The organism is Streptomyces sp. NPDC092369 (assembly GCF_044755245.1).
Taxonomy (GTDB): Bacteria; Actinomycetota; Actinomycetes; order Streptomycetales; family Streptomycetaceae; genus Streptomyces.
The window spans coordinates 605,922-617,736 of the sequence record NZ_JBIVQP010000003.1; the positions used below are offsets into that span (position 1 = coordinate 605,922).

Here is an 11,815-nt window from a genome sequence, read left to right on the forward strand (position 1 = left end):
AACACCGAACGAGCGGGGACCGCCCCACGGCCGCGACAATGGTCGGGTGACCGGCTCCGACACCCCCTCCGCCCCCGACCTGGCAGCCGCCCTGCGCCCCCGACTCCCCTCTCCTCAGCAGGAGTTGGCCGACGAGCGGTTCGCGCGCCACGGCGTCCGCCTCCTCCTCAAGCGGGACGACCTGATCCACCCGGACCTGATCGGCAACAAGTGGCGCAAACTCGCCCCCAACCTCGCCGCCGCGGCCGGCTGCGCCGTCGTCACCTTCGGCGGCGCGTACTCCAACCACCTGCGGGCCACGGCCGCCGCGGGCCGCCTGCTCGGCCTGCCCACGATCGGCGTGGTCCGCGGCCAGGAACTGGCCGACCGCCCCCTCAACCCCTCCCTCGCCCGCTGCGCGGCCGACGGCATGCGACTGCACTTCGTCGACAGGTCGACCTACCGCCACAAGACCGACCCCGACACCCTCGCGCGCGTGCTGCGCGAGGCCGGCGCCTCGGACGCCTACGTCGTCCCGGAAGGCGGCAGCAACGCCGAGGCGGTACGCGGCTGTCGGGCCCTGGGCGCGGAACTGCGAGGACACGCGGACGTCGTCGCCCTCCCCTGCGGCACCGGCGGCACCCTCGCGGGCCTGGCGGCGGGCCTCGCCCCCGGCCAACGCGCCCTGGGCGTCCCGGTCCTCAAAGGCGGCTTCCTGGCCGACGACATACGGTCCCTGCAACACGCGGCCTTCGGCGGCCCGCGCGGCGACTGGACCCTCGACGACCGCTTCCACTTCGGCGGCTACGCGCGCGTGTCCCCCGAACTCGACGCGTTCGCGGACGACTTCGAGGAACGGCACGGGGTGCCGGTCGAGCGCCTTTATGTCGCCAAGTCGCTGTACGGACTTGTCACCCTTGCCGGGGAAGGCGCATTCCCGCGCGGGACGACGGTGGCGGCGGTGGTCACCGGGCGGCCTTTTCCCTGAGCCGGCCCACGGCACGCAGGACGTCGTCCCGGTTCTTCGCCCGCTTGATCCACACCGGCAGGCGGGCCACCAGCGTCATCTTCTGGCCGGTGTCGTACCAGGGCGCCCGCTCCCGAAGCCGCGCCTGGACGAAACGGCTGATCAGGTCGAGGTGTTCGAGGTCGTACGCCCACAACCAGCCGTGCCGGGTCTCGACCTGGAGCCTCAGCGGCATGCCGAAGTACGGATCCGTCACGGGACCGGCCGAGCCGCGGGGCAGCTCGACATCGCGGCCGCTCCGCACCGCGACAGCCCACAGCCGCGGCAGACGAGACGGCGAGACCTGAACAGCGTCCGGACCCGGGGGTCGGAGGGCTCCGGCCCCGGAACCACACGGGCGGCCTTCGCGCTGCCCGGGCAGCGCACGACGATCGAGCCGAGGAAGTCCTCAGCGGTGTATCGCGGGTCTCGGAAGCGGCCGGAGGGCTGAGCCATGCCGGGAGTGTGCGACCGCCCCGCAAGCCGGCGCATCCGGATTTCGCTCGCCGCCGGTCGTCTTCGATCACCGTGACCGGTCGACGCCCCCTCCCCGCGCTTCCGGCGGAGCCTCACGCCGCCTCCCGGAAGGCCGCCGCCTCCTCCAGGTCCAGCCTGCGCAGCATGGTGCGCAGCATCTCGTCGTCGATGTAGCGGCCGTCCCGCAGCCGGACGAACATCGCGCGTTCGGCGCTGATCATCTCGCGGGAGAGGCGGCGGTAGGTGTCGTCGACGGATTCGCCGGTGATGGGGTTGACCTGGCCGAGGCGTTCCCAGACCGCGTTGCGGCGGCGCTCCAGGGCCGAGCGGAGGCGGTCGGCGAGGGGCGGCGGGAGCGCGTTGCTCTCGTCGGCGAGGAGTTCGTCCAGGCGCTGTTCGGCGACTCGGGAGGCCTGCGCCTGGGCGTTGGCCTCGGCGAGGGTCTCGGCCTGGGTGTCGCGGCCGGGGAGCTTCAGGAGGCGGATCAGCGGGGGCAGGGTGACGCCCTGGACGACGAGGGTGCCGATGACCGTCGTGAAGGTCAGGAAGAGGATGAGGTTGCGGCCGGGGAATTCCTCGCCGTTGTGCATGTTCTCCGGGATCGAGAAGGCGATCGCCAGCGAGACCACGCCCCGCATACCGGCCCAGGCGATGACGAACGGCCCCTTCCAGGTGGGGTTCTCCTCGCGTCTGCGGATTCTGGCCGAGAGGATCCGGGGCAGGAAGGTCGCCGGATAGACCCAGATGAAGCGCGAGGCGACGACCACGAGGAAGACGGCGACCGCGTACCAGGCGGCCCGGCCGCCCTCGTAGGCGCCAAGGCCCTTGAGGACGACGGGGAGTTGCAGGCCGATCAGGGCGAACACCGCTGATTCCAGGACGAATGCCACCATCTTCCAGACGGCCTCCTCCTGGAGGCGGGTGGCGAAGTCGACCTCCCAGTTGCGGTGGCCCAGGTAGAGCGCGACGACGACCACGGCGAGCACACCGGAGGCGTGCACCTGCTCGGCGACCGCGTACGCGACGAACGGGATCAGCAGGGAGAGCGTGTTCTGGAGCAGCGCTTCCTTGAGGTGGGTGCGCAGCCAGTGCAGCGGCACCATCAGGATCAGGCCGATTCCGACGCCGCCGACCGCGGCCAGCAGGAACTCGCCGATCCCGCCCGCCCAGGTCGCGCCCTCACCGACCGCTGCGGCGACCGCGACCCGGTAGGCGGTGATCGCGGTGGCGTCGTTCACCAGGGACTCGCCCTGCAGGATCGTGGTGACCCGGGAGGGCAGTCCGACCCGGCGCGCGACCGCCGTGGCCGCGACCGCGTCCGGCGGCGCCACCACCGCGCCCAGCACCAGCGCCGCGGTCAACGGCAGCCCCGGCACGATCTGATAGGCGGCCCAGCCGACCATGAAGGTCGCGAAGAGCACGTACCCGACCGACAGCAGCGCGACCGGCCGCAGTTGCGCGCGCAGGTCGAGGTAGGAGCTGTCGGTGGCCGAGGTGTAGAGCAGCGGCGGCAGGACGAGCGGCAGGACTACGTCAGGATCGAGGGTGTACTCAGGCACTCCTGGGACGTACGAGACCAACAGGCCCGCCGCGACCAGCAGCAGCGGCGCCGGCACCGGTGTGCGCCGCGCCGCCGCGGCCACCGCGGCGCTGCCCGCCACCAGCAACAGCAGTGGCATCACGTCCATCGTCCTCGCCCGCCCTCTGGTTTTCCGCGCGGTCATCCGCACAGCCGTCGTAATCTGGCAATCATGAAACAGTGCACGCATGCCGACGCGCTGCCGCACCCGCAACCCGGACCGCTCAATGAGACCTGCCCCGAGTGTCTACGGGACGGTACGCACCCGGTCCAGCTCCGGCTGTGCCTCACCTGCGGCCATGTCGGCTGCTGCGACTCGTCTCCGGGACGGCACGCGACCGAGCACCACAAGGATTCCGGTCATCCGATCATGCGGACCTTCGAACCCGGTGAGAACTGGCGCTGGTGCTTCGTGGACCATGTGCTCGTGTGACGCGGCACGACTCCGCCGCACCGACGGTTCGACGGTCTGACGTCTGGGTACGTCAACCCGGCGCGCGCTCTTCCCAATTGGGCCCGCCGACCCCCTAGCCACGGAGCGTATCCGAAGGTTTACTATGAGTGACAGCAGGGGGTTGGGGTCCTGGGGACAGGAAAGTTCGGAGCGCGATAGCGTCACCGCTGAAGCACACGTCGCGTTACCCCGGGGGGCGACCCTCGGCCCTGAAATGCTTGTACCACCTTGGAGGTGAGGGTGTCCCAGATCGCAGGCGAGCCCGCGACCCAGGACTTCGTGGAAGTCCGGCTGCCGGCTGCGGGTGCCTACCTGTCGGTGCTGCGTACGGCCACGGCCGGCCTCGCGGCCCGTTTGGACTTCACCCTCGACGAGATCGAGGACCTGCGCATCGCGGTGGACGAGGCCTGCGCGATCCTGCTCCAGCAGGCCGTGCCCGGCTCGGTGCTCAGTTGTGTCTTCCGGCTTGTCGACGACTCGTTGGAGGTGACCGTCTCGGCGCCGACCACGGACGGTCACGCCCCCGCGCGGGACACCTTCGCCTGGACCGTCCTGTCCGCCCTGGCAGGCAAGGTCTCCTCCGCGGTGGACGACGACAAAACCGTTTCGATCAGCCTCTACAAACAGCGCGGCGCGGGACCCGGGCCGGCGTGAGGACAGGGGACGGGCCGGTGCGTGACGAAGAGCGCGGCACACGGGAGCTGCCGGCCGAGGGCACAGGCGGATCCCGACGCATTGGTGACGGCATCGACGGTATGGCCGGCATCCCCGAGCAGGCCCGGCCGCATCCGGAGGAGGACTCCTCGGAGACCGCCTCCCCGGACGGACCGCGGGATCGGGAAGGTGCCGTGCAGAGCGCGCCCGTGGACGGACGGACCGGGATCCCCCCGCTCCGTCCGGCGGCCGGCGCTCGGAGAAGGACAACGGGCGGGACGATGAGCGAGCACGAGCGAAACTCCGAGGCCGACGGGCAGGGCGCGCCGAGCGTCCAACAGAGCGCCCCGAGCGTCCAGCAGGCCACGCGGCACGACCCACAGGACCGCAGCGGAGCGCGCCTGCTCTTCATCGAGCTGCGCACGCTGAAGGACGGCAGCCCGGAGTACGCGGACCTGCGCAACCGGCTGGTCCGTATGCACCTGCCGCTCGTCGAGCACCTCGCCCGCCGCTTCCGCAACCGCGGCGAGCCGCTGGACGACCTCACCCAGGTCGCCACCATCGGTCTGATCAAGTCGGTCGACCGCTTCGACCCGGAGCGCGGGGTCGAGTTCTCGACGTACGCGACCCCGACGGTCGTCGGTGAGATCAAGCGGCACTTCCGTGACAAGGGCTGGGCGGTCCGCGTCCCGCGCAGGCTCCAGGAGCTGCGCCTGTCGCTGACCACGGCGACCGCGGAGCTCTCGCAGCTGCACGGCCGCTCCCCCACGGTGCACGAACTGGCCGAGAAGCTGGGCATCTCGGAGGAAGAGGTCCTGGAGGGCCTGGAGTCGGCCAACGCGTACTCCACGCTGTCCCTGGACGTCCCCGACACCGACGACGAGTCCCCGGCCGTCGCGGACACCCTCGGTGCGGAGGACGAGGCCCTGGAGGGCGTCGAGTACCGCGAGTCCCTCAAGCCCTTGCTGGAGGACCTGCCGCCGCGCGAGAAGCGGATCCTGCTGCTTCGCTTCTTCGGGAACATGACGCAGTCGCAGATCGCCCAGGAGGTGGGCATCTCGCAGATGCACGTCTCCCGGCTGCTCGCCCGCACGCTGGCACAGCTGCGGGAGAAGCTGCTCGTCGAGGAGTAGGCAGGAACAGCGGGTGGGCAGGGCGAGTCGGGCAGGGCTACTTCTGGTCGCCCTGCGCTCCGCCGGGCCCCCGGATCCCGAGGGCCCGGTTCGTCTCCGGGTTGACCAGCAGCACCAGCGCGGCCACGGCCACGACGGCGAGCGCGATCCCGGCCGGGATGGCCACGCTGTCGGCCTGGAGCAGGGTGTAGGCGACCGGCAGCGCCATGATCTGCGTGATGACGGCGGGGCCCCGACTCCAGCCGCGGCGCAGCAGCAGCCCCCGCGCGGCGAGCAGCGGCAGCAGCGCGAGGACGACCAGGGTGATGCCGCCGGTGACGGCGGACCCGCGGTCGTCGGGGTCACCGGCCAGGCCCTCCACGAGCATCCACAGGCCCCCGACGGCCAACGCGATCCCCTCAAGGCCGGCGAGCGCGGCCGCGTAGGTCAGGCGGCGCGGGCGCGGGTCGGTGCTGTCCGAAGCGCTGGGAGTCTGCTCACTGGTCACCCCTGAAGGGTAGTCCCGGGGCTGCCGCCGGCCGGAGCGGGCGGCCCCCGCAATGCGATCCGTCCCGAGCGGGCGACCCCAGCGATGCGATCCGTCGCAAGCGGGCGACCTTAGCGGCGCGATCCGTGCCGAGCAGCGAGCCTGCGGTGGGATCCGCCCCGAGCGGCGACTCCTGCGGCCCGATCCGCCCCGAGCGGGCAACCCCCGCGTCCCGGTTCGCCCCGAGCAAGTGGCCCTTCCGGTGCGGCCGGGCCCCGACTCCGCCGTGGTGAGGCTCACGTCCCCCGCTCTTACCTGATCCCTACTCGACCTGTGCCGAGTACCACCCAGTAGGTACGCTGCAACTCATGCGTGCACTTCTCGTGGTCAATCCGGCGGCAACCACCACAAGCGCACGTACGCGCGATGTCCTGATTCACGCACTCGCGAGCGAGATGAAGCTGGAAGCGGTCACCACCGAGTACCGCGGCCACGCGCGCGACCTGGGCCGGCAGGCGGCGGACAGCGAGGACATCGACCTGGTGGTCGCCCTCGGCGGCGACGGCACGGTCAACGAGGTGGTCAACGGCCTGCTGCACGCGGGCCCCAATCCCAACGGCCTGCCCCGTCTCGCCGTCGTTCCCGGTGGCTCCACCAATGTCTTCGCCCGTGCCCTGGGACTGCCCAACGACGCCGTCGAGGCGACCGGCGCCCTGCTCGACGCCCTGCGCGAGGGCACTGAGCGGACGGTCGGCATGGGCCTCGCCGCCGGCACCCCGGGCACCGAGGACGAGGCGGTGCCCTCGCGTTGGTTCACCTTCTGCGCGGGGCTCGGCTTCGACGCGGGCGTGGTCGGCCGGGTCGAGCAACAGCGCGAGCGGGGCAAGAAATCCACGCACGCCCTTTACCTGCGCCAGGTCGCACGCCAGTTCATCCAGGAGCCCAACCGCCGGCACGGCACGATCACGCTGGAGCGGCCGGACACCGAACCGGTGACCGATCTGGTGGCCTCCATAATCTGCAATACCTCACCGTGGACGTATCTGGGTAATCGTCCGGTGTACGCAACGCCTAAGGCTTCGTTCGATACCGGGCTCGACGTACTCGGCCTCAGCCGCATGTCCACGGTCTCCGCCGCCCGGTATGCCACACAATTGCTCACTTCGTCCCCCGAACGCGGAGCACACGGCAAGCACGCCGTCACCCTGCACGACCTGGACCAGTTCACCTTGCATTCGAAGGTCCCCCTGCCCCTTCAGATGGACGGCGACCACCTCGGACTGCGCACGAGCGTGACGTTCACAGGCGTACGCCGTGCACTGCGTGTGATTGTGTGAGCAGAAAGGGCTGAAGTCCTTTCACTCGAACGTTTAGGCCAGGGTCCACCCCATGGAAGTACGGCTGTGACCTAGTCGACACCGAGGAATCAAAAAAAACTTTCCAGAAGGGGTTGTATCCGCCGCTGAGGTTTGCGAGTCTCTACGTGGCGATCGAGACGGCCCGCAACACCGGCCTCCACGGATCACCGGAACCCCTCTTCAATCCACAGGACCCCGCCAGCGAACCTGGCGTTCGGCCCTTCACTTGTTGAGGGATTCGTGAAAGCGTTCACATTCACAAGCAACCCGCACGTAATACCAAGGAGAGGTAGCAGCCATGGACTGGCGTCACAACGCCGTTTGCCGCGAGGAAGACCCCGAGCTCTTCTTCCCCATCGGCAACACCGGTCCTGCGCTGCTGCAGATCGAGGAAGCCAAGGCCGTCTGCCGTCGCTGCCCCGTTATGGATCAGTGTCTGCAGTGGGCGCTCGAGTCCGGTCAGGACTCCGGCGTCTGGGGTGGTCTCAGCGAGGACGAGCGTCGCGCGATGAAGCGCCGTGCCGCCCGCAACCGGGCCCGTCAGGCAACCGCCTGACAACACCCGCCCCACAAGCCTGAGCTTGGCGGCGCGTACAGCGAGTACGCATCTCCCGCCCCCGAGCCGCAGCGCGCAGTACCCCCGATGCGCTTACGCTTTGCGAACGAGCAGCAACGAGCACTGGCCCCGGACCACACAAGGTCCGGGGCCCTTTGCTGTCCCCGGACTTCTGCCGGGCTCCTCCCGGGAGTTGGCGCGGCCCGACACCGGATCCCCGGGTGCCGAGGGCTACTTGTGCGCCTCGACCGGCACGTCCAGGATCACCCGGGTCCCCCGCTCCGGCGCCGGGACCATGTCGAACGTGCCTCCCAACTCGCCCTCCACCAGGGTCCGTACGATCTGCAGGCCCAGGTTGCCGTCGGTGTGCGGGTCGAAGCCCTCGGGCAGGCCGACGCCGTCGTCCTGGACGGTGACCAGGAGGCGGGCCTCCTTGCTGGGGCCGCCGCGCACGGCCGACACCTCGACCGTGCCCATCTCGCCCTCGCGGAAGCCGTGTTCGAGGGCGTTCTGCAGGATCTCGGTCAGGACCATCGACAGCGGGGTGGCGACCTCGGCGTCCAGGATGCCGAAGCGGCCGCTGCGCCGGCCGGCCACCTTGCCCGGTGAGATCTCGGCGACCATCGCGAGGACGCGGTCGGCGATCTCGTCGAACTCCACGCGCTCGTCCAGGTTCTGGGAGAGCGTCTCGTGCACGATCGCGATCGAACCGACCCGGCGCACCGCCTCCTCCAGGGCTTCCCGGCCGCGGTCCGACTCGATGCGCCGGGCCTGCAGGCGCAGCAGGGCGGCGACCGTCTGGAGGTTGTTCTTCACCCGGTGGTGGATCTCCCGGATGGTCGCGTCCTTGGTGATCAACTCCCGCTCGCGACGGCGCAGTTCGGTGACGTCACGGAGCAGGACGAGCGAACCGATGCGCGTGCCCTTGGGTTTGAGCGGGATGGCCCGGAACTGGATGACCCCGTCGCGCGCCTCGATCTCGAACTCGCGCGGCGCCCACCCGCTGGCCACCTTGGCGAGCGCCTCGTCCACCGGCCCCCGGGTCGGCGCGAGTTCGGCGGTGGTCCGGCCCAGGTGCTGACCGACCAGGTCGGAGGCGAGGCCCATGCGGTGGTACGCCGACAGCGCGTTCGGCGAGGCGTACTGGACGATGCCGTCCGCGTCGAGGCGGATCAGGCCGTCGCCGACGCGGGGCGCGGCGTCCATGTCCATCTGCTGGTTCGCGAACGGGAAGGCGCCGGCGGCGATCATCTGCGCGAGGTCCGAGGCGCTCTGGAGGTACGTCAGCTCCAGGCGGCTCGGGGTACGCACGGTCAGCAGGTTGGTGTTGCGGGCGATGACACCCAGGACGCGCCCCTCCCGTCGTACCGGGATCGACTCGACCCGGACCGGGACCTCCTCGCGCCACTCCGGGTCGCCCTCGCGCACGATCCGGCCCTCGTCCAGGGCCGCGTCCAGCATGGGGCGGCGGCCGCGGGGGACGAGGTGGCCGACCATGTCGTCGTGGTAGGAGGTGGGGCCGGTGTTGGGGCGCATCTGGGCGACGGAGACATAGCGCGTCCCGTCGCGGGTGGGCACCCACAGGACCAGGTCGGCGAAGGAGAGGTCGGAGAGCAGCTGCCACTCCGAGACCAGCAGATGCAGCCACTCGAGGTCGGAGTCGTCGAGTGCGGTGTGCTGGCGGACCAGTTCGTTCATGGAGGGCACGTGGCGAGCGTACCTGGGGGTATGTGAGGGGCATAAAAACACCCGCGGGCCGCGGCGCCTGGGAGGGACCCTCAACCCTCCCGGCACCGCAGCCCGGAGCAACAACGGCCGTGGGGTGTGCGATCCCGGTCGGCCGAAGGGTGAGGATCCGGGGCAGTCAGGGCAGAGAGCACCGGTTCCTCGGTCCGCCTTCCTGTGCGGGGAAGGCGGAAGTCTCGCGACTGTGCGTACAGCGCTTCAATTCTGGACTAGACCACTCTGCGTGTCCATGCGTTGAAGCCTGTTGATTGTTGTTATTTCCCCGACGGGCAGCCTAACCCGTGGGGGTTCGTGTGCGGGGGCGGTTGACGAGCCGATCTCAGCGGGTCTCCGTCACTTTCGCCAGGGCGCGGGGCGCGTCCGGGTCCTGGCCGCGGGCGATGGTGACCTCGTAGGCCAGGAGCTGGAGCGGGAGGATCTCCAGGATGGGCTGGACCTCCTCGGCCACGCCCTCGGTGGGCAGCACGAAACCGGCCGAGGCCTGCTCGACCTGGCTCTTGGGCCCGATGACGACCAGGTCGGCGCCGCGGCCGCGCAGCCGGTCCAGGACGGGCTGGAGGGCCTCACCGCCCTTGCCGTCGGTGACGACCGCGATCACCGGGGAGACGTTGTCGACCATGGCGAGGGGGCCGTGCAGGAGGTCGGCGCCGGAGTAGGAGAGGGCGGGGATGTAGCTGGTCTCCATCAGCTTCAGGGCCGCCTCCTTCGCCGTGGGGTAGCCGTAGCCGCGCGAGGTGATGACCATGCGCTCGGCGAAGCGGTAGCGGCCGGCGAGGGCGCGGATCTCGTCCTGCCGGGCGAGGAGCTGCTCGGCGAGGTCGGGGAGCACCTGGGCGGGGGCGCCGTCGCCGTCGCGCAGGCCCTCGACGAAGAGGTAGAGCGCGAGCAGGGAGGCCGTGTACGTCTTGGTGGCCGGGAGGGCCTTCTCCGGTCCGGCGAGGACGTCGATGTGGTACTCGGACACACCTGCCAGCGGTGAATCGGCGTTGTTGGTGACGGCCAGCGTGATCGCGCCGGCCTCGCGGGCGGCGCGGGTGGAGGCGACCAGGTCCGGGGAGCCGCCGGACTGGCTGACGGTGACGACCAGGACGTCGGTGAGGTCGGGCCGGGCGCCGTAGGCCGTGGTCGTGGACATCGAGGTGAGTCCGCAGGGCAGGCCGAGGCGGATCTCCAGGAGGTACTTGGCGTAGAGGGCCGCGTTGTCGGAGGTGCCGCGGGCGGTGAGCAGGACGAAACGGGGGTTGCGGGCGGCGATCTCCCGGGCCACCCGCCGGATGCCGGGGGCGCCCTCGGCGAGGATGCGGCGCAGCACGGCGGGCTGTTCGGCCATCTCGCGGGCCATGATCCCGCCCGGGAGGTCGACCGGGACGTTTCGCTGGGGGTCCGGTGTGGTGGCGGTCATGGGTTTCCTCCGAGCGAACTGTGGGCGGCTGGGGCTCATTCGACTCCCCCACGGCGAATGATGCCCGTCCTCCGGGTGGAATGCGGGGGCCGCCCGATCACCTGGGAGAACAGCAGGTTCCACCTGGGAGGACAGACCCGATTCTGTTAGATTGGCCTCACTATTGGTCTAAACCACATGGCACTCTTCAGATCGGCAGGCCCAGCGTGGAAGTTGTCATCGTTCCGGACGCCAAGTCGGGCGGCGAGCTCATCGCCGAGGCCATGGCACAGCTGCTGCGGCACAAGCCGGACGCCCTGCTCGGCGTGGCCACCGGCTCGACGCCGTTGCCCATCTACGAGGCGCTGACGGCCAAGGTGCGCTCCGGTGACGTGGACGCCTCGCGGGCGCGGGTCGCTCAGCTCGACGAGTACGTGGGGCTGCCGGCCGAGCACCCGGAGTCGTACCGCTCGGTGCTGCGGCGCGAGGTGCTGGAGCCGCTGGGGATCTCCATGGACGCGTTCATGGGGCCGGACGGTACGGCCGCCGATGTGCTGGAGGCTTGTGAGGCGTACGACAAGGCCTTGAGTGAGGCCGGCGGTGTCGATCTGCAGGTGCTCGGGATCGGGACCGATGGGCATATCGGGTTCAACGAGCCCTGTTCCTCGCTTGCTTCGCGTACGCGGATCAAGACGCTGACCGAGCAGACTCGGGTGGACAACGCGCGGTTCTTCGACGGTGATATTGATCAAGTACCGCATCACGTGATCACGCAGGGGATCGGCACGATTCTGGAAGCGCGGCATTTGGTGTTGCTGGCGACGGGTGAGGGCAAGGCGGATGCGGTGGCGGCGACTGTGGAGGGGCCCGTTGCCGCGGTGTGCCCCGCGTCGGCGTTGCAGCTTCATCGGCACGCGACGGTTGTCGTCGACGAAGGGGCCGCGTCCAAGCTGAAGTTGGCTGACTACTTCCGGCACACGTTCGTCAACAAGCCTGCGTGGCAAGGGATTTAAGGCACGGATTCGT

12 protein-coding genes are annotated in these 11,815 nt (G+C 70.2%); 7 read left to right on the plus strand and 5 right to left on the minus strand.

Translation table 11 applies throughout. From position 1 onward, the window contains the following. The first annotated feature begins 46 nt into the window (after window positions 1–46). Complete coding sequence (locus tag ACIQI8_RS19635) at window positions 47–967, plus strand: 1-aminocyclopropane-1-carboxylate deaminase/D-cysteine desulfhydrase (RefSeq protein ID WP_402351866.1); 921 nt, start codon at window positions 47–49, stop codon at window positions 965–967. On the opposite strand, the gene ACIQI8_RS19640 is transcribed toward ACIQI8_RS19635, so the two are convergent. Together ACIQI8_RS19640 and ACIQI8_RS19645 are read right to left on the minus strand one after the other, a co-directional pair. Further along, window positions 945–1,250 carry a hypothetical protein gene (locus ACIQI8_RS19640; protein ID WP_402351869.1) on the minus strand — a complete coding sequence of 102 codons (306 nt, stop codon included), beginning with the start codon at window positions 1,248–1,250 and terminating at the stop codon, window positions 945–947. The two genes, ACIQI8_RS19635 and ACIQI8_RS19640, sit on opposite strands and share 23 nt — an antisense overlap. 304 nt (window positions 1,251–1,554) lie before the next feature. Then, entirely contained in the window at window positions 1,555–3,150 is a 1,596-nt protein-coding gene (locus ACIQI8_RS19645) for a Na+/H+ antiporter (RefSeq protein WP_402351872.1), read from the minus strand. 63 nt (window positions 3,151–3,213) lie between these two features. On the opposite strand from ACIQI8_RS19645, the gene ACIQI8_RS19650 reads away from it, so the two are divergent. The 3 genes from ACIQI8_RS19650 to ACIQI8_RS19660 all read left to right on the plus strand — a co-directional run bounded on the left by ACIQI8_RS19650 (window position 3,214) and on the right by ACIQI8_RS19660 (window position 5,282). Then, a complete protein-coding gene (locus ACIQI8_RS19650; RefSeq protein WP_280880756.1) occupies window positions 3,214–3,474 on the plus strand; it encodes a UBP-type zinc finger domain-containing protein in 261 nt (86 codons plus the stop codon). 261 nt (window positions 3,475–3,735) lie between these two features. Beyond that, entirely contained in the window at window positions 3,736–4,149 is a 414-nt protein-coding gene (locus ACIQI8_RS19655) for an anti-sigma regulatory factor (protein ID WP_030784224.1), read from the plus strand. Continuing rightward, window positions 4,146–5,282 carry an RNA polymerase sigma factor SigF gene (locus ACIQI8_RS19660; RefSeq protein ID WP_402351877.1) on the plus strand — a complete coding sequence of 379 codons (1,137 nt, stop codon included), beginning with the start codon at window positions 4,146–4,148 and terminating at the stop codon, window positions 5,280–5,282. The genes ACIQI8_RS19655 and ACIQI8_RS19660 overlap by 4 nt, the downstream gene beginning before the upstream one ends. A 37-nt stretch (window positions 5,283–5,319) precedes the next feature. Here the strand turns inward: ACIQI8_RS19660 and ACIQI8_RS19665 are convergent, their stop codons facing one another. Further along, window positions 5,320–5,769 carry a hypothetical protein gene (locus ACIQI8_RS19665; protein ID WP_402351880.1) on the minus strand — a complete coding sequence of 150 codons (450 nt, stop codon included), beginning with the start codon at window positions 5,767–5,769 and terminating at the stop codon, window positions 5,320–5,322. A gap of 347 nt (window positions 5,770–6,116) precedes the next feature. Here ACIQI8_RS19665 and ACIQI8_RS19670 point away from each other — a divergent pair, with 347 nt between their 5' ends. Both ACIQI8_RS19670 and ACIQI8_RS19675 read left to right on the plus strand, forming a co-directional pair. Further along, on the plus strand, window positions 6,117–7,085 hold the full coding sequence (locus tag ACIQI8_RS19670) for a diacylglycerol/lipid kinase family protein (RefSeq protein WP_402351883.1): 969 nt from the start codon (window positions 6,117–6,119) through the stop codon (window positions 7,083–7,085). A gap of 319 nt (window positions 7,086–7,404) precedes the next feature. Further along, the gene (locus ACIQI8_RS19675; protein WP_010353616.1) at window positions 7,405–7,662 is read left to right on the plus strand and encodes a WhiB family transcriptional regulator; all 258 of its coding nucleotides are present in this window, start codon (window positions 7,405–7,407) and stop codon (window positions 7,660–7,662) included. A gap of 231 nt (window positions 7,663–7,893) precedes the next feature. Here ACIQI8_RS19675 and ACIQI8_RS19680 read toward each other — a convergent pair whose 3' ends face one another. Together ACIQI8_RS19680 and ACIQI8_RS19685 are read right to left on the minus strand one after the other, a co-directional pair. Then, window positions 7,894–9,360, minus strand: a complete 1,467-nt coding sequence (locus ACIQI8_RS19680; protein ID WP_402354008.1) for a PAS domain-containing sensor histidine kinase — start codon at window positions 9,358–9,360, stop codon at window positions 7,894–7,896. Between the two features lie 367 nt (window positions 9,361–9,727). Further along, the gene (locus ACIQI8_RS19685) at window positions 9,728–10,810 is read right to left on the minus strand and encodes an SIS domain-containing protein (protein ID WP_402351886.1); all 1,083 of its coding nucleotides are present in this window, start codon (window positions 10,808–10,810) and stop codon (window positions 9,728–9,730) included. 206 nt (window positions 10,811–11,016) lie between these two features. Between ACIQI8_RS19685 and nagB the strand changes: the two genes are divergently transcribed. Next, the gene (nagB, locus tag ACIQI8_RS19690) at window positions 11,017–11,802 is read left to right on the plus strand and encodes a glucosamine-6-phosphate deaminase (protein WP_402351889.1); all 786 of its coding nucleotides are present in this window, start codon (window positions 11,017–11,019) and stop codon (window positions 11,800–11,802) included. The last annotated feature ends 13 nt before the right edge of the window (window positions 11,803–11,815 follow it).